Source organism: Pedobacter punctiformis, assembly GCF_027213715.1.
GTDB classification, from domain to species: Bacteria; Bacteroidota; Bacteroidia; order Sphingobacteriales; family Sphingobacteriaceae; genus Pedobacter; species Pedobacter punctiformis.
The window spans coordinates 954,237-971,410 of record NZ_JAPWGM010000001.1 but is presented as its reverse complement, the minus strand read 5'-3'; the positions used below and the strand labels follow the sequence as shown (position 1 = coordinate 971,410).

Below are 17,174 nucleotides of genomic sequence, written 5' to 3'. Positions count from 1 at the left end.
TTTATTCAGCACCAGGAAAATTTCACCTGTGTAAATAAAACCAGTTGTTTTAAAATGACACTTAAACAACAGTAATACAGGCTATACCAACAAAAAACGAATACTGATTTTCTAATAATTTGTAACAAATTATATAACTTACCATCCAAAGAGAAAAGAATGCTATGCTGATAACTACAACGCCTTCTGTAGAGGGCAAAAAAATAGTGAAGTACATTGGTCTGGTAACAGGCGAAACCATTATTGGTGCAAATATTTTTAGAGATCTTTTTGCGGGAATTCGTGATATTGTGGGTGGAAGATCCGGATCTTATGAACAAGTTTTAAGAGAAGGAAAGGATACCGCCGTAAACGAAATGCAACAATATGCAGCAGCACTTGGTGCAAATGCAATTGTTGGTGTAGACCTGGATTATGAAACCGTTGGTAGCGGCGGTAGTATGCTCATGGTTACCGCAAGTGGTACTGCTGTTGTTATTGAAGATATCTAGTGTTTTTTATTAACGGAGTTAAACTTCAGGTTCGTCTCTGCTAATGAATTTTTATTTGCTTATTGCGAAAACTAAGCAAAACAAGAAAGTCCTTCCGGTGCGGGAAGGACTTTTCTTTTTATCATTCTTTTCGGGTCTAAAAAGACAGAATATCAATTAATTTTATCCAGGTTGAACTTACTTTCTCAGCATCAATATGTTTAATGGCATGATCGAAGGGTGTAAAAACCATTTCTTTGTTTATTTGCCCGGCCATAACTCCGCTTTCGCCTTTAAGTAATCCCTCTACAGCTACCACACCTAATCTGCTGGCCAGTACCCTGTCCATGCAAGTTGGTTTTCCACCACGCTGAATATGTCCAAGTACCGAAACCTTGGTATCGTAATGAGGGTATTTCTTCTCTAAAATTTCGCCAACTTTAAATGCCCCGCCAGCATCATCTCCTTCGGCAACAATAATTATTTTCGATGATTTGTCTTTACGGCTATGCTCCAGTTTATGTAAAACATCTTCAACGCCCATATTGGCTTCCGGAATAAGAATTGCTTCTGCACCTACTCCAATACCGCTTCGCAAAGCAATAAGGCCGGAGTCGCGACCCATTACCTCAACGATAAATAACCTGTCATGCGATTCAGCAGTATCCCTTATTTTATCCACTGCGTCAATTACAGTATTAATTGCGGAATCATAGCCTATTGTAAAATCTGTTCCCGCTAAATCGTTATCAATTGTTCCTGGTAAACCAATAATTGGGAAATTAAATTCTTTGGTAAAAATATTGGCTCCGGTAAAGGTTCCATCTCCACCAATCACAATCAAGGCGTCAATGTCAAGTTTTTTTAAATTCTCATACGCCTTCTTTCTTCCCTCTACCGTTTTAAATGCTTCACTCCGGGCTGTTTTTAAAATCGTTCCGCCACGTTGGATAATGTTGGCAACAGATTTACGGTCCATTGGAATAAAATCGTTGTTGATTAATCCCTCGTATCCGCGAAGAAAACCAGTTACTTCTACATCATAATAAATTGCGGCCCTTACTACAGCCCTAATTGCGGCATTCATGCCTGGCGAATCGCCGCCAGAGGTTAAAACACCAATGTTTTTTATCTTACTCATTTGTTTGTTTCTTAGCAAATTCGGATAATCCTTTATCCAGATATTGCAAATATTTGTTTATGTCAAATTCTACCCCGATTGGAGGAGAAACTAATTCTTTTTCATCAGTGCCCAAAAGTACGTAGTATGGTTGAGATATTGTTTTAAAACGTTCAGCTTGCAAATGCTTGAACTTTTTACCAACTGTATTTACTTTTGTCTCTAATACTTTTGAATCAAATTGTTCCGCCTCGGGTAAGGCCGTTTTGTCATCCGTATAAAGTGATACGACAATATAATCTTCCTTTAATTTTTTTAATACCCGGGGATCAGACCAAACCCTGGCTTCCATTTCGCGGCAATTTACACAGCCATGGCCCGTGAAGTCTAAAAACAGTGGTTTTTTCACTTCTTTGGCATAAGCTAAGGCTTCTTCGTAATCAAAAAAGCCATCAATATGATGTGGGATGTGCAAAAACTCAGCATATTTTCTTTTAGAATGCGGTTCCGTTTTAGTTTGTGTTCCACTATTATTTTCCTGTCCGATTACAAAATCCTGAGTAGAAAGAGGAGGAACCAAAGCACTCACGGCTTTAAGTGGCGCACCCCATAAACCGGGAATTAAGTAAAAAGCAAAAACAAATGCTGCACCACCTAAAAATAATCTCGGCGTAGAAACATACGGAACATCACTGTCGTGAGAGAATTTTAGTTTTCCAAGCAAATAAAACCCTAAAATAAAGGCAATCACGATCCATATAGAAATGAATACTTCGCGGTCCAAAATCCCCCAGTGATAGGCAAGATCTGCTGTTGATAAGAATTTAAGTGCCAGGGCGATTTCAATAAGACCCAAAACAACTTTTACGGAGTTTAACCATCCGCCAGATTTAGGCAAAGAAGTCATCCAACTTGGAAAAATTGCAAAAACAACAAAAATTAGTGCCAAAGCCAATGAGAAGCCAAACATCCCCATAACCGGAGCTAAAAAGCCTCCGCTTTGGCCAACGGTTACCAGCAGGGTGCCAATTAAAGGGCCGGTACAGGAGAAAGAAACAACAGCCAATGTTGCGGCCATGAAAAATATACCGGTTAATCCTTTTGAATCTGATTTAGAGTCCATTTTATTTACAAAAGAGCTCGGGAGTGTAATCTCAAATGCCCCTAAAAAGGATATTCCAAAAATTAATAGAATCAGAAATATAAAAACGTTAAAAAAGCCATCTGTTGCCAGTTCATTTAAGGCACTGGCTCCAAAAATTATTGTAATCAATACACCTAACACTACATAAATTACAATAATGGAAACACCATAAATTATAGCGCCTTGTATGCCTTTTCCTTTTGTTTCGGCTCTTTTGGTAAAATAACTAACGGTTAAGGGCACCATTGGGAAAATACATGGAAGCAAAAAGGCAATTAACCCCGCAATAAAACCTGCGGCAAAAATAGAAAGAAGGGGCTTAGAAAGATTTTTTTCGGCTTTTACAGCATCAACTTTGGCGGTCGAAACCGTGTCTTTTTTGACAGAATCTTTAACAATATTATTTGCGGCACTATCTTTTGCAGAGCCGACCTCTATAAATTGTAAATCATCCGGGGGGGCGGTTGCAGTAGTATCCTGTATCACTACAGCGAAACTTTTAACGGCTGGCAATGCAATAAACATTGAAACCATTAGTAACAATAATAAAACCTTTTTCATTTGTGTGTTTTGTGTGTGTTTGAAAGCGTGAAATTAAGCATAATTTTGTAAAGGATTAATCTTTAAACCCCTACAGCACTTAGATTTTACTTTAAACAGAAACAGTCCCGAAAATTCGGGACTGTTTTATAAAAAATTTTTCAATTTTATTTTACCGGAATGCTAAACTCAACTTCTTCCGGAGGAAGACATTGTTTATCGTTACATACCATAAATTCTACTTTACCTTTAATGGTTGTTGTTCCCTTATTCAATTTAACCTTTTGTTGAAAGATAACTTGTTTTTCGAAATAGCTAACATTCATTTTAAATGTAGATTCATATTTAACAACCGCTTTAGGTTCTACTGTTTTGCCAACCAGGCTAAAGTCTTTAGATGGAGTAAAGGTAAAAGTGGTTTTTACTGGCCCACCATCTTTAATATTTTGTGAATAAATGTGCCATCTGTCGTCGATAGTCGCTTTTAAATATAAAACGGCTTCTGTTTTACTAACTTTTTTCGCTACATAAGCCCAGGTTACTGGTTTTTCAATTTGCGCAAAGGCCCCGAGGATGGTAAACAACACTAAAGATAGTGCTAAGGTGATTTTTTTCATTTGTGTGTTTATTTTGTGTGTATAAATTCTATTTCCTTGAAGTTAAAAACGCTTTCGCCGGTTTCAGTTTCCATAATTAAACGTCCGTTATCTTCAACTCCTTTTATGATCCCTTCAAAAACCTTTCCATTTTGCTTATATGTGGCGGTAACATTGAAGTTATATAACCTTTTAAGGTAATCGCTTTGTAAAAAATCGTATTTACCTTCTCTCAAATTTAAATAGTATTTTTCCATATAAACGAATATTTTCTCTAATATGATTTCTAAAGGAGTTTCCTTTTTTAGCAATTGAATCAGAGAAATTGCTTTTTGAGTTAAATCTGGTCTAAAGTTTTGCTGGTTAATATTTAAACCAATGCCAATAACGGACGATTTTATAAAAACACCTGTCAGTGTGTTTTCGATTAAAATACCACCTAGTTTACGCCCCATACAATAAATATCATTAGGCCATTTCACTTCAACAGGCTCATCAACAAATTGTGTTAAAGCTTCACTCACGGCTAAACTAACGGCTATATTTAAATAAAACTGTTTATTTAACGGTAAAAATGAGGGCTTTAAATAAATACTGGTGCTGATGTTTTTTCCTGGTTCTGTTTGCCAAACACTTTCCTGTTGCCCCCTGCCTGCAAACTGATTATCTGCCATAATTACAGTTCCTTCGGGTAATGGCTCGGAATTTGAAGCCAGATTCTTTAAATAGTTATTAGTAGAATCAACTTCTTTTAATTTGATTAAATTTTGACCAACAAATAGTGTCGAAAAAGTGTTATTTTGCAAGTGTTGAATTTATATTTATTGTAATCTCAAAATTAAAGCATTTTAATGGTAAAAAAGAAAATAGTAGCCCTTTCTACATACCTTTCTGAATTAGCCGTACATGGCATTCAGGAAAAAAAAGGAGAAGATATTGTGCGGTTGGACCTTAGAAATATTCATTCCTCAGTAGCAGATTTCTTTATTATCTGCAGTGCTAACTCTGGCACACAGGTAAAAGCTATAGCAGATAGTGTAGAAAAAGAAATTTATAAAAATACCCAGGCTGATCCCCGACATAAAGAAGGTTTTGAAAGTGCAGATTGGATAATACTGGATTATTTTGATGTGGTTGTGCACATTTTTAAAACAGAAAAACGCCATTTTTATGGCATAGAAGAATTATGGGGCGATGCAGAAAGCACAAACTTTCAGAGCGCTTAACCATAAACATACCTTTTGAACGATACAAATGAACGATAATCAAAATACAAACGACAACAAAAAACCGGGAAAACGTATACCGAATATCCCGAAAAAGCCACAAAAAGGATCAAAATTCAATGTTTTTTGGGTTTATGCAGCTATTATAGTCGCTATTTTTGCCGGTCAGTTTTTTCTTAGCTCAGACGGAGGAAAAGAAGTTGACTACCAAACATTTGAACAAAAAATGTTGTTAACGGGCGATGTTAGTAAAGTAGTTGCCTACAAAGCCGATGATTTGGTAAAAGCAGAAGTCTACATTAAAAAAGATAGCTTAAATAAACCTCAGTATAAAGCCTATAAAAATACCAGTTCTTTAAACGTATCCTCTTCTGGTCCTACCGTTTACTTTAACTCTGGTACAATGGATGGCCTGGACAAACAATTGGCAGATTCTCAAAAAGATTTACCAGCTACGCAACCGAAGGTTTTAGCAGAAAAAACAAGCCGCAGCAATCCATTAGCCAGTTGGTTTTTAAGCATCATTTTGCCAGTATTGTTATTAATTGGTTTCTGGATTTTTATGATGCGCCGTATGGGCGGTGGTGCCGGTGGTGGCGGTCAGATTTTTAGTATTGGTAAATCTAAAGCAACTCTTTTTGACAAAGAAAGTCAGGTAAACATTACTTTTAACGATGTTGCCGGCCTTGAAGAAGCAAAGCAAGAGGTAATGGAAATTGTAGATTTCCTTAAAAACCCAAAAAAATACACCAATCTGGGTGGTAAAATCCCTAAAGGAGCATTACTGGTTGGCTCTCCGGGTACAGGTAAAACGTTATTAGCAAAAGCTGTTGCAGGTGAAGCACAAGTTCCATTTTTCTCTTTATCAGGTTCTGATTTTGTAGAGATGTTTGTGGGCGTAGGTGCTTCACGTGTACGCGATTTGTTTAAACAGGCTAAAGATAAAGCACCTTGTATTATCTTTATTGATGAGGTTGATGCTATTGGACGTGCCCGTGGAAAAAACAGCGTAATGGGTGGTAACGATGAGCGTGAAAATACGTTGAACCAATTACTTGTAGAAATGGATGGTTTCGGAACCGATTCTGGAATTATTATTCTGGCAGCAACCAACAGACCAGATGTGTTGGATTCAGCCTTGTTACGTCCGGGTCGTTTTGACAGACAAATTTCTATTGACAAACCAGATTTAGTTGGCCGTGAGCACATTTTCAATGTTCACTTAAAACCGATTAAAACTTCTGCAGAGGTTGATGCAAAAAAATTATCAGCGCAAACACCTGGTTTTGCAGGTGCCGAAATTGCAAACGTTTGTAATGAAGCGGCTTTAATTGCTGCCCGCCGCAACAAGGAAAGTGTTGATATGCAGGATTTTCAGGATGCTATTGATCGTGTAATTGGTGGTTTAGAGAAGAAAAATAAAATCATCTCTCCTGAAGAAAAACGCATTGTTGCTTATCACGAAGCTGGTCACGCCATTGCGGGTTGGTTCCTGGAGCATGCCGATCCTTTGGTTAAGGTATCAATCGTTCCTCGTGGGGTTGCTGCGCTAGGTTATGCACAATATCTACCAAAAGAGCAATTTTTGTACACTACAGAGCAATTAATTGATGGTATGTGTATGACAATGGGCGGTCGTGTTGCTGAGGATATCACTTTTGGTAAAATTTCTACGGGAGCGCAAAACGATTTGGAACGCATCACGAAACTATCTTATGCCATGGTAACTATTTATGGTATGAATGATAATGTGGGTAATGTTTCTTTCCATGACCCACAGAACGAATACAATTTTAACAAACCATATTCTGAAAAAACTTCAGAGTTAATTGATATTGAGGTTCGTAAGTTAATTGGAGATGTTTACATTAAAACGAAACAATTATTAACGGATAAACGTGATGGTTTAGAGAAATTAGCTCAAAAATTATTGGAAAAAGAGATTTTATTCCAGGCTGATTTAGAAGAAATTTTAGGAAAACGTCCGTTTGATACGCGTACTACTTATGACGAATTTGTAAATGGAACAGGCGATCAAAGCCCTGCTGCAGAAGGATTAGTGCATGATGGAGTAGGCGATACTGATATCAATCAGGAAGTTACGGGGTTAAACCCTTCTTCAGAAAAAGAATAAAAACACATTATGTTATAAATTGCATATAAAAACAATTATATATAAGTTTGAAACCTTGGACGTAAAAAATTCAAGGTTTCATTTTTTTAGATGATGAAGGATAATACGACAGCGAAAGAACAGATACTAAAAAAGATAAGGAAGGCGCTTTTAGAGAAACGCGAAAACCCCTATCCTAATTTAGAAGAAAGCCCATTGTATAAGCAAAATACAGAAGCGCTGGAAATATTATTTGCAGAACAGTTAACCGCTATATCGGGCAATTTTATTTTTTGTGAAGATGGAATCGACTTTATTGAGAACATGCTTCAACTGGCCGAACGGTTTAAGTGGCGCAAAATTTATTGCTGGGAACCTGAATTACAGGAGTTTTTAGCTAAATATGAATTCCCTTTTTATCAAACAGACAAAGATTTTGACCAGGCCGAGGTTGGCATTACACTTTGTGAAGCCTTAATTGCCAGAAATGGTAGTGTAATGGTTAGCAATGAAGGCGCCGCAGGCAGAAGATTAAGTATATTTCCCCATCATCATATTGTTATTGCACGTACAAGTCAGTTGGTATTGGACCTGAAAGATGGCTTCCAACTTCTGAAAAATAAGTATGGCAATCAAATCCCATCCATGATCAGCAATATTACAGGACCAAGCAGAACCGCCGATATTGAAAAAACCTTAGTACTCGGAGCGCATGGCCCTAAAGAACTTTTCGTTTTTCTTATTGACGATTTTTCTTAAATAATTTCTATTTCTAATTTATTAATGATAGTTTTATACTACATACCAATTTAGTATATGGTATTATAATTATGAGCGCAAGATTAAATACGGTAATTGCCGGAACAGGGAGCTATATTCCAGAGAATATTATTTCCGGAAACGAGTTTCTCAATTCAACTTTTTTTGAAAACGGAAATAAGCTGGATAAGGAGAATGCTGAGATTATTCACAAATTCTCGGAAATTACAGAAATTATAGAAAGGCGCTACGTGTGCCCGGAGCAGCTAAGCAATCAGATTGGTGCGAAAGCTGCCGAAAGAGCAATTGAAAACGCCGGAATAGATAAAGAAACATTAGATTATATTATCTTTTGCCACAATTTTGGTGATATTCCATTAAACAGCAACCGTACAGATGTTTTGCCTTCTCTGGCGGCAAAAGTAAAACAACAATTAGGCATCGTTAACCCTGATTGCGTGGCTTACGATATAATCTTCGGATGTCCGGGATGGGTTCAGGGATCTATACAAGCAGATTACTATATTAAAAGTGGAGATGCCAAACGCGTAATGGTTATTGGTGCCGAAACCCTTTCAAGAATCATCGATCCACATGATCGCGATAGTATGATCTTTTCTGATGGCGCCGGAGCAGTTATTTATGAGGCTGCAGAGCAGGAAGATAAAACCGGTATCCTGGCACATAAAACTGAAACTCATGCCGTAAACTATGGCAACCTGCTAACCATGGGAAAAGGCTCCCACCCGGATGAAACCAGTGGGAATTTTTATCTGAAAATGAATGGCCGTAAATTGTATGAATTTGCTGTTGTTCAGGTGCCACAGGTTATTAAAAAGGCACTTGATAAAGCCGGATTAAGTGTAGAGGATGTTAATATTGTATTTGTGCACCAGGCCAATGGAAAAATGGATACTGCAATTATGAAACGTCTGTTTAAGCTTTACGATATAGATACTGTACCTGAAAATCTGGTCCCAATGACGATTTCATGGCTGGGTAACAGCTCTGTAGCAACGGTACCAACGCTTCTTGATTTAGTTTTAAAAGAACAGGTTAAAGGTTATAAGGTTAAAAAAGGCGATGTTGCCGTATTCGCATCCGTAGGTGCGGGCATGCACATTAACGCATTTGTTTACCGTTTTTAAATTCTTCTTAATCCAGCCTTAGCCTGACTTTCAATACTATTTTCATATTCATGATTTTTCATAGAAATAGCGGTATTGTAAGCTTCTTTCGCTTTGGCTGGGTTTTTCTTTTTCTCGTAAATTTTACCCATCTGCAAGGCTGCATTTGAAGCAAAATAATACTTCAGACTCTTTCCCTGGTTAATTGCTGCCTGATAAGCCACCAATGCCTGATCATCTTTTCCAAGATCGTCGTACACACGACCCAAACGGTAATTATACTCTGTTTTGTCTTTATCCGTATTGTAATCCGCGGCTTTAGATGCTTCCAGGATTTGCTGTGCTTTTGTTAAATAACCTCCGTCAAATAAAAGCCTCGCCTTTAAAAGATCTGCATCGGGTGCCGGCGCTACCGCTTCATTTTGTGCCTGTTTATCTTTTTCATTGTAGGTATAGCCTCCATTTGCAGCTTTAGAAGCATAAGCTGTATAATTTGACTTATCTCCTTTTAACAACGCAATCCAGGCCAGATGTAAATTAGCATCTTTAATGTAGTTTACGCCCTTATTTATCTGTAAAAACTTATTAAAATGAACAGAGGCCGTTAAATCCAGCTTGTTTAAGTGTGCAACGCCTTCCAGGTATTCCAGATAGGGAAAAGGTTGGTAAACGCCACCTTCAGGTCTCGATTTTAAAATATTTATGGCCTCATCATTATGCCCGTTTTTAATGCAAACGTAGCTTTGCAAATAAGATTTAAGTAAACTGGTATCTGCTATCCGCTCCGTATATTTCATGGTTTTAGCATAAGCAGACGGGCTGTGTGCAACATCAGTTAAAACGTAAGCGTAATAAAAAACAACTTCTTCGTAAAAAGGCTCAAAAGATGATTTAGGCAGGTTATCGGCTAGCTTTTCAAACATGGCGAGACCGTTTTGCAAATTCCCTTTAATACCAAGGGTTGATAAAGTGCTTTTTAATGCTCCATCAGGAAGATTTCCTAAAACGGCATTAATTAATCCAAGCCCCTTTAGGTTGAGGTGAAAATTCGGGAATTTCTTTGCGTTCTCCTGCAATAAACTATTCGCCTTTTTAATTTCCATTGCTGCATTAAAATATTCTCCGTAACGGCCTCTAATCAATGCCCATTGCAAATTGATTTCTGCCTGAGCATATAAATAATAAGGCGATTGTTTATCATCATCGCTGATTTTATCCAGCCTGGCCGACTTATTTCCCTTCAAGCGATCGAAATCTGCCTTACTTTCAGAGGTCAACAAGGTAAAGTAGTCAACATAATTCTCCAGCAACGGAATTATCGAATTATTGGGTCTGAGTTTTTTCTCTGTAGAAATATAGGCTTTTGCATTACCGAGTTTTAATTCGAAAATACTTTTATAGGCATTTAAGCAATTGGCATTAAAATCGAAATTTGCAAATAAAGTAAGGGGTGAAACCAGCAGAAAGAGCACAGAAAAAAAACGGAACTTTTTAACCATTGAATTGTATTCTAAATTTTGCCCGGTACGATTAAGGCAATAAATTAATCTAATTAATATCTAACCTTAACGCAAAATAACAATTCTTGTTTTATGATAAAAACAAAAAACGTCCCGGTTTGACCGGGACGTTTTAAATAATTTTTAGAATTGACTAAGCTTCAGCTACTTCGTGAGTAAGGGCTTCATCAACCAAAATACGACCACAGTGCTCGCAAACGATAATTTTTTTGCGTTGACGGATGTCTAACTGGCGTTGAGGTGGAATTTGGTTAAAACAACCTGAACAAGAATCGCGATCGATTGTTACTACTGCCAAACCATTTATTGCATTTTTGCGTAAACGTTTGTAAGCAACTAATAAGCGCTCTTCGATTAAAGGCTCAGATTTATCTGCTTTTTTCTGTAAATCCTGCTCTTCTTTTTCAGTTTCTGCAGTAATTACACCTAGCTCCGCTTTTTTAACGTCTAAATCTTTTTTTCTGCCTTCCAGTTCAGCTTTAGCAGCTTCGTAGATTTCAGTTTTAGAAGTGATTTCAAAACCGTGTTCTTTAATTTTTTTCTCAGAAACCTGAATATCTAATCCCTGAATCTCAATTTCTTTAGTTAAAGCATCGTATTCACGGTTGTTTTTAACTTCTTTTAATTGAGTATCGTATCTTTTGATTGCTGCCTGAGCATCTTTAATTGTGTTTTTACGGGTTACGATAGAATCTTCCAGATCATCAAGTTCGCCTTTAATTTTCTGAATTCTCGTTTCTAATCCTAAAACATCATCCTCAAGATCAGCTACTTCCATTGGTAATTCGCCTCTTACCTGACGGATTTTATCAATTTTAGTGTGGATGTTTTGTAATTCGTATAAAGCTTTTAGCTTTTGTTCTACGGTTTGTTCCATTAAAACAAGTAATTTATGGGGTTTGTATTTTGCTCCGTTAAACGGATTGCAAAGTTAGCAAATTTTTTCTGAATAATTTCAACCAATAAATTTGAGGTAAATTGTTCAGTTTCAAAGTGTCCGATGTCGGCGATGATCAATTTTTCTTCTGCATCAAAAAACTCATGATATTTGAAATCAGCAGTAATAAAAGCATCGGCTCCGGCAGCAATGGCTTCTTTTAACAGAAAACTTCCTGAACCTCCACAAACAGCTACTTTTTTAATCCTTTTCGGCAAAATTTCGGTATGTCTGATTACTTTAGCCTGCAACCTGTCTTTTACCAGGTATAAAAAGTCATAGGCATCCATATCATATTCCAGCCAGCCCAGCATACCCGAACCTACCTGATCATTTTTATTTTCCAGTTTATAAATATCGTAGGCCACTTCCTCATAAGGATGATTTTCAAATAAGGCCACCAGGATTTTCCGCTCTGCCTGAACCGGATAAATGGTTTCTATCCTGATTTCGGCTTCGTGGTGCTGATGCCCCTTTTCTCCAACAAATGGATTTGAGTTTTCATTTCCTTTAAAAGTACCGAAGCCTTCGGCATTGAAGCTGGTTTCACTATAATTTCCAATATTTCCCGCACCCGCGTAAAAAAGAGCTGATCTCAATTGTTCTGCCTGCGCATGAGGGCAATAAGTAACCAGTTTTTTCAGTAACCCGGTTTTAGGTGCAAGAACTTTAGTACCGCTTAAGCCCAGGCGCTCACAAATCCGGGCATTTACCCCGGTATGAACACTATCCAGGTTGGTATGAATAGCATAAAGCGCAATATTATTTTTTATGGCTTTTAGCACCACACGCTCTACATAATTTTTACCGTTAAATTTTTTTAAGCCCTTAAAAACAATAGGATGGTGCGTAATAATTAAATTGCAACCTGTGCGAATCGCCTCATCAACAATTTTTTCTACGCAATCCAAAGCCACTAATGCGGCATGAATTTCCATGTTTGGGTCGCCAACAATTAAGCCCGAATTATCGTAATCTTCCTGGTAATTGAGTGGGGCTATGCTTTCGAGGTAATTTGTTATTTCCGCTAATTTCATTTTATAAAGATAGAAATTTTAGTGTTTTCTTCATTTAGCAGAAAGGCTGCCCGAACATCATTTTTGTTATAAGCCCAAGCATCTCTTCTTCTTGCCTGAAGATGCTCCACTATTTTTGCACAACAGCCCAAACCTAAACCCGACAGAAACAAAAAGCCCGCAAACTCGGTTTTTCTCCGGGTGCGGACTTGTTATGTATGGCGGGAACGAACCTTAAAATTAGTTCTGTCTTTGCTTTTCTAAAAAAGGGGCTTATTGAAATCCACCCATTCTAACCATTTGCAAACTTTCGAAAACCATTTTCTGGTTATATTCAAAAGCTAGGCTTTTATGGTTCACTACATCGATAATTGAACCGATAAAGCATAAACCGATGGTTAAAAGGTACAAAATACCCATTCCAACCTGCCCAACAATAAACCTTTGCAAACCTGGCACTACAAATAAACCGACCAAACAAAAGATTAACATATCTGATGCGCTTTTTCTTTTGCTGCTGTAAACCATTAAGAAGTTACGCAACTGTTGTTCGCTTAAACCTGCGGTTGCTTGCTGTAAATATGAGTATTCCTCTGGTGTTATACCTGGTAACGACATTAGAGGTGATTGAAATATATCCATGACTTTTATGTGTTAAATGTTGAAATTTTAAATTCTTTTTTCTTTATTATTAAGGTGTAAATTCTATAAAATATAATCAGCAAAGCTGGAAAACCAAACCAGTGTTCTTTAAAACTCTGGCTAAATTCGCCATGAAAAATGTAATTTATTGACCTGCCTAAACCACAACCCGGACACCAACTCTCTAAGCCTAAATTTGCTAAAGGACATAAAGTAAAATGATGTTGATGACTATTAGCTGTTGCCAATAACACTAAAGCAATTATCCAGAAGCAAAGTTCTAAAGGAAAGCTTTTAATGTATTTCATGTTTCAGTTTTTATATATTTTAGAGGTTCGTGGAAAAGCTTTGTTACATTAAAATACGTTTATTCGACGAATTGCAGTAAATATCCGACAAATTAGCTTATTCCCCCGAAGAAAAATAGCGCAATCTTAATTTGTCTGGTTTTAATCATCGAAATTATAATAAAATCGCATCGCATCCTACAATGACGATAAAACTAAAAAACCTTTAACTCAAAAGAGAGGTTAATTTAATATCAAGATTACAATTGGAAAAAATCAATTCAGAAATAAACATTAAATTTGTGCCTTGAACATTCGCGATTTAATAAACAGATATAAAACAGACGATAGGGTAGCCGCATTTAATAAGGTGCTCAACAGTTCTAAAAACCCTAAAATACAACTCAAGGGGCTAGTAGGTTCTGCAGATGCTGTTATTGCCCTATCATCTTATTTTTTACTGCACAAACCTTTGCTTTTTATTTTTCCTGACCGGGAAGAGGCGGCTTATTTTCAGTCGGATTTAGAAAGCATTTTAGACCAGCAGGTATTACTTTTTCCTTCCTCTTACCGTAAATCGTTTGATTTTACGCAAGTTGATACGGCTAATGTTTTGGCCCGTGCCGAAGTTTTAAATGAACTTAACCACGATTCGGAATATGGTAAAATTGTAGTTTCTTACCCCGAGGCCATTGCTGAAAAGGTTATTGACCGTTCGGCACTTGAAAAAAACACGTTAGAAATTAGCATCGGAGCTAAACTGGGCATTGATTTTATTAATGAATTTTTAATTGATTATGATTTCGATCGCCGTGATTTTGTTTATGAACCCGGTCAGTTTTCGATTCGCGGTGGTATTGTCGATATTTTTTCCTTTTCTTCTGATTTGCCTTACCGGATAGAGTTTTTTGGCGATGAGGTAGAAAGCATCCGTAGTTTCGAAATTGAAAGTCAGCTTTCTGTTAATGACGTAAAATCACTTACGATTGTACCTAATGTTCAGGCTAAGTTTTTAACCGAAAGTAACATCAGCATCCTGGATTACATCGATCAGGATACGCAGCTTTGGTTTAAAGATGTAGAATTTACACTCGATATTATTAAAGCAGGCTATAAAAAAGCAGTAGAGCTTTGGAAAGCCCTGCCCGCAGCGGATAAAAGTCAAAACCCTGAATGGATTGATCCAAAATTTGCCTTTACTGATGAAAAACTGTTGGGCGATCATTTACAGGATTTCCCTTTAATCGAATTTGGAAAACAATTTTTTTACCAGACGGAGCATCGTTTCGAATTTGAAACCAAACCGCAACCTTCGTTTAATAAAGATTTTAACCTGTTGATTCATAACCTTAAAGAGAATGAAAAGGCAGGAATTGTAAATTTTATTTTTACAGATTCGGTTAAGCAGATTGAAAGGTTATATGCCATTTTGGATGATATTGATAAAACGGCAAAGTTTACTCCGATTAACAGCATGCTGCGTGAGGGCTTTGTAGACCCGCAAATTCAAACCGCATTTTATACCGATCATCAGATTTTTGACCGTTACTATAAATACAAACTTAAAAAGGGCTATCAAAAAAGCCAGGCCATTACCTTAAAAGACCTTCGTGAGCTAAAATCGGGTGATTATGTAACCCATATTGATCATGGAATCGGAAAATATGCCGGATTAGAAAAAGTAGAGGTTAATGGTAAAACCCAGGAAATGATTCGTTTGGTTTATGCAGATAACGATTTGCTCTACGTAAACATCAATTCTTTAAACCGGATTGCGAAATATAGCGGAAAGGAAAGTGGGGTGCCCAAAATGAATAAGCTGGGTACCGATGCCTGGGATAAGCTAAAAAAAACCACTAAAAAAAAAGTTAAAGATATAGCCAGAGACTTGATTAAGCTTTACGCTCTGCGTAAAACTCAGGCAGGAACAGCTTTTTCTCCGGATGGGTATTTACAAACCGAACTGGAGGCTTCTTTTATCTATGAGGACACCCCTGATCAGTTAAAAGCCACTCAGGATGTAAAAAAAGATATGGAAGCGCCGCATCCGATGGATCGTTTGGTTTGCGGGGATGTGGGCTTTGGTAAAACAGAAATTGCCGTTCGTGCGGCCTTTAAAGCGGTAGCCGAAGGTAAACAAGCCGCTATATTGGTGCCAACAACGATTTTAGCTTTACAGCATTTTAAAACGTTTTCTTCACGGTTAAAAGATTTTCCGGTTACCGTAGATTACATTAATCGTTTTAAAACCTCCAAACAAATTAAAGATACACTTGCCGAGGCTGCAACCGGAAAAGTTGATATCCTAATTGGCACGCATCGTTTATTAAGCAAGGATGTAAAATTCAAAGATCTTGGCATCATGATTATTGATGAGGAGCAGAAATTTGGCGTTACAGCAAAAGAGCGGCTTAAAGCGGTGAGGGTAAATGTTGATACTTTAACCTTAACAGCAACCCCCATTCCAAGAACCTTACATTTTTCACTGATGGGCGCCCGGGATTTATCCATCATCAGCACACCACCACCAAACAGGCAACCCGTTAGCACCGAATTGCACGTTTTTAACGATAAATTAATTAAAGAAGCGGTACAGTTTGAACTCGATCGTGGCGGGCAGGTATTCTTCATCCACAACCGTGTTAATGATTTGATGCAATTGGGTGGAATGATTCAAAAACTTGTTCCTAAAGCGCGTATAGGTATTGCACACGGCCAGCTGGACGGCGATGCTTTGGAAGATGTAATGCTCGATTTTATTAACGGTGAAAAAGACGTTTTGGTGGCCACAACAATTATCGAGGCAGGCTTGGATATTCCGAACGCCAATACTATTATTATTAATCATGCGCACATGTTTGGCCTGAGTGATTTACACCAAATGCGTGGTCGCGTAGGCCGGAGCAACAAAAAGGCCTTTTGTTATTTATTATCTCCCCCTTTATCAACGCTTACTTCAGAAGCCAGAAAACGTTTAAGTGCCATCGAAGAATTTTCTGATTTGGGAAGCGGTTTTAATGTAGCCATGCGGGATCTGGATATTCGCGGAAGCGGAAACTTACTGGGTGCAGAGCAAAGTGGTTTTATTGCAGAAATTGGTTTTGAAATGTACCATAAAATATTGGATGAAGCCATTCAGGAGTTAAAGGATGCCGAGTTTAAAGGTTTGTTTGAAAATGAGCCGCAGCGACCGTTTGTTGGCTTTACGCAGGTAGATACCGATTTAGAACTGTACATTCCGGATGCTTACATTACCAACATAACCGAGCGTTACAATTTATATACGGAACTATCAAAACTTGAAAATGAGGAAGAGCTGGAGCGTTTTGAAAAACATCTTGCCGATCGTTTCGGGCCCGTTCCAGCACAGGTAAAGACCATGTTGAGTGTTGTTCGTTTACAGTGGCTGGGTAAGAAACTTGGCTTTGAGAAAATAAGTTTCAAGAAAAATAGTTTAAGGGGTTACTTTTTAAGCGACAAACAATCGGCTTATTTTGATTCTAACACCTTTACCAGGATTTTAACTTTTGCTCAAAATCACCCACGAATGTGTAACTTAAAAGAAGTTAAAAATACCCTGCGAATTGCTTTTGACAACATCAGCACCGTTGAGGAAGCCATACAAACTTTAGAATTAATAGATTAAAACGTTAATTCAGTCAGTTTATTGACCAAAT

Annotated in this window: 15 protein-coding genes; 6 read left to right on the top strand and 9 right to left on the bottom strand. The window is 37.5% G+C overall.

Going from position 1 to position 17,174, the window contains the following annotated elements:
- The first annotated feature begins 164 nt into the window (after window positions 1-164).
- On the top strand, window positions 165-491 hold the full coding sequence (locus tag O0955_RS04365; protein ID WP_269426300.1) for a heavy metal-binding domain-containing protein: 327 nt from the start codon (window positions 165-167) through the stop codon (window positions 489-491).
- Between the two features lie 136 nt (window positions 492-627).
- Here O0955_RS04365 and pfkA read toward each other — a convergent pair whose 3' ends face one another.
- From pfkA to O0955_RS04345, 4 genes are all read right to left on the bottom strand, one after another.
- Window positions 628-1,611 carry a 6-phosphofructokinase gene (pfkA, locus tag O0955_RS04360; RefSeq protein WP_269426299.1) on the bottom strand — a complete coding sequence of 328 codons (984 nt, stop codon included), beginning with the start codon at window positions 1,609-1,611 and terminating at the stop codon, window positions 628-630.
- Window positions 1,604-3,295 carry a protein-disulfide reductase DsbD family protein gene (locus tag O0955_RS04355; protein ID WP_269426298.1) on the bottom strand — a complete coding sequence of 564 codons (1,692 nt, stop codon included), beginning with the start codon at window positions 3,293-3,295 and terminating at the stop codon, window positions 1,604-1,606. The genes pfkA and O0955_RS04355 overlap by 8 nt, the downstream gene beginning before the upstream one ends.
- A gap of 146 nt (window positions 3,296-3,441) precedes the next feature.
- Window positions 3,442-3,891 carry a protein-disulfide reductase DsbD domain-containing protein gene (locus O0955_RS04350; protein WP_269426297.1) on the bottom strand — a complete coding sequence of 150 codons (450 nt, stop codon included), beginning with the start codon at window positions 3,889-3,891 and terminating at the stop codon, window positions 3,442-3,444.
- Between the two features lie 8 nt (window positions 3,892-3,899).
- Window positions 3,900-4,676 carry a biotin--[acetyl-CoA-carboxylase] ligase gene (locus tag O0955_RS04345; protein WP_269426296.1) on the bottom strand — a complete coding sequence of 259 codons (777 nt, stop codon included), beginning with the start codon at window positions 4,674-4,676 and terminating at the stop codon, window positions 3,900-3,902.
- 45 nt (window positions 4,677-4,721) lie between these two features.
- Here O0955_RS04345 and rsfS point away from each other — a divergent pair, with 45 nt between their 5' ends.
- From rsfS to O0955_RS04325, 4 genes are all read left to right on the top strand, one after another.
- Window positions 4,722-5,096 (top strand): ribosome silencing factor, encoded by a 375-nt coding sequence (rsfS, locus tag O0955_RS04340; protein ID WP_269426295.1) that lies wholly within the window; start codon window positions 4,722-4,724, stop codon window positions 5,094-5,096.
- Between the two features lie 28 nt (window positions 5,097-5,124).
- Window positions 5,125-7,230: an ATP-dependent zinc metalloprotease FtsH gene (ftsH, locus tag O0955_RS04335; protein WP_269426294.1), complete on the top strand. Its 2,106-nt coding sequence runs from the start codon at window positions 5,125-5,127 to the stop codon at window positions 7,228-7,230.
- Between the two features lie 93 nt (window positions 7,231-7,323).
- A complete protein-coding gene (locus tag O0955_RS04330) occupies window positions 7,324-7,968 on the top strand; it encodes a LutC/YkgG family protein (RefSeq protein ID WP_269426600.1) in 645 nt (214 codons plus the stop codon).
- A 71-nt stretch (window positions 7,969-8,039) separates the two neighbouring features.
- Window positions 8,040-9,116 carry a 3-oxoacyl-ACP synthase III family protein gene (locus O0955_RS04325; RefSeq protein WP_269426293.1) on the top strand — a complete coding sequence of 359 codons (1,077 nt, stop codon included), beginning with the start codon at window positions 8,040-8,042 and terminating at the stop codon, window positions 9,114-9,116.
- On the opposite strand, the gene O0955_RS04320 is transcribed toward O0955_RS04325, so the two are convergent.
- The 5 genes from O0955_RS04320 to O0955_RS04300 all read right to left on the bottom strand — a co-directional run bounded on the left by O0955_RS04320 (window position 9,113) and on the right by O0955_RS04300 (window position 13,518).
- Window positions 9,113-10,594 (bottom strand): YfgM family protein, encoded by a 1,482-nt coding sequence (locus tag O0955_RS04320; protein WP_269426292.1) that lies wholly within the window; start codon window positions 10,592-10,594, stop codon window positions 9,113-9,115. The genes O0955_RS04325 and O0955_RS04320 overlap by 4 nt on opposite strands.
- A gap of 154 nt (window positions 10,595-10,748) precedes the next feature.
- Window positions 10,749-11,492, bottom strand: coding sequence for a zinc ribbon domain-containing protein (locus O0955_RS04315; protein WP_269426291.1), 744 nt, complete (start codon window positions 11,490-11,492; stop codon window positions 10,749-10,751).
- A complete protein-coding gene (locus O0955_RS04310) occupies window positions 11,492-12,589 on the bottom strand; it encodes a Nif3-like dinuclear metal center hexameric protein (RefSeq protein WP_269426290.1) in 1,098 nt (365 codons plus the stop codon). The genes O0955_RS04315 and O0955_RS04310 overlap by 1 nt, the downstream gene beginning before the upstream one ends.
- 252 nt (window positions 12,590-12,841) lie before the next feature.
- Window positions 12,842-13,210: a TM2 domain-containing protein gene (locus O0955_RS04305; protein WP_269426289.1), complete on the bottom strand. Its 369-nt coding sequence runs from the start codon at window positions 13,208-13,210 to the stop codon at window positions 12,842-12,844.
- 5 nt (window positions 13,211-13,215) lie between these two features.
- Window positions 13,216-13,518 (bottom strand): DUF2752 domain-containing protein, encoded by a 303-nt coding sequence (locus O0955_RS04300; protein ID WP_269426288.1) that lies wholly within the window; start codon window positions 13,516-13,518, stop codon window positions 13,216-13,218.
- 286 nt (window positions 13,519-13,804) lie between these two features.
- On the opposite strand from O0955_RS04300, the gene mfd reads away from it, so the two are divergent.
- The gene (gene mfd, locus O0955_RS04295; RefSeq protein WP_269426287.1) at window positions 13,805-17,143 is read left to right on the top strand and encodes a transcription-repair coupling factor; all 3,339 of its coding nucleotides are present in this window, start codon (window positions 13,805-13,807) and stop codon (window positions 17,141-17,143) included.
- The last annotated feature ends 31 nt before the right edge of the window (window positions 17,144-17,174 follow it).

What these genes read in the sequence shown, in the direction of transcription:
- O0955_RS04320 (WP_269426292.1), bottom strand. Translation starts at nt 10,594, where the DNA reads ATGGTTAAAAAGTTCCGTTTTTTTTCTGTGCTCTTTCTGCTGGTTTCA.
- O0955_RS04355 (WP_269426298.1), bottom strand. Translation starts at nt 3,295, where the DNA reads ATGAAAAAGGTTTTATTATTGTTACTAATGGTTTCAATGTTTATTGCA.
- O0955_RS04305 (WP_269426289.1), bottom strand. Translation starts at nt 13,210, where the DNA reads ATGGATATATTTCAATCACCTCTAATGTCGTTACCAGGTATAACACCA.
- O0955_RS04300 (WP_269426288.1), bottom strand. Translation starts at nt 13,518, where the DNA reads ATGAAATACATTAAAAGCTTTCCTTTAGAACTTTGCTTCTGGATAATT.
- pfkA (WP_269426299.1), bottom strand. Translation starts at nt 1,611, where the DNA reads ATGAGTAAGATAAAAAACATTGGTGTTTTAACCTCTGGCGGCGATTCG.
- O0955_RS04365 (WP_269426300.1), top strand. Translation starts at nt 165, where the DNA reads ATGCTGATAACTACAACGCCTTCTGTAGAGGGCAAAAAAATAGTGAAG.
- rsfS (WP_269426295.1), top strand. Translation starts at nt 4,722, where the DNA reads ATGGTAAAAAAGAAAATAGTAGCCCTTTCTACATACCTTTCTGAATTA.
- O0955_RS04310 (WP_269426290.1), bottom strand. Translation starts at nt 12,589, where the DNA reads ATGAAATTAGCGGAAATAACAAATTACCTCGAAAGCATAGCCCCACTC.
- ftsH (WP_269426294.1), top strand. Translation starts at nt 5,125, where the DNA reads ATGAACGATAATCAAAATACAAACGACAACAAAAAACCGGGAAAACGT.
- O0955_RS04315 (WP_269426291.1), bottom strand. Translation starts at nt 11,492, where the DNA reads ATGGAACAAACCGTAGAACAAAAGCTAAAAGCTTTATACGAATTACAA.
- O0955_RS04350 (WP_269426297.1), bottom strand. Translation starts at nt 3,891, where the DNA reads ATGAAAAAAATCACCTTAGCACTATCTTTAGTGTTGTTTACCATCCTC.
- O0955_RS04325 (WP_269426293.1), top strand. Translation starts at nt 8,040, where the DNA reads ATGAGCGCAAGATTAAATACGGTAATTGCCGGAACAGGGAGCTATATT.
- O0955_RS04330 (WP_269426600.1), top strand. Translation starts at nt 7,324, where the DNA reads ATGAAGGATAATACGACAGCGAAAGAACAGATACTAAAAAAGATAAGG.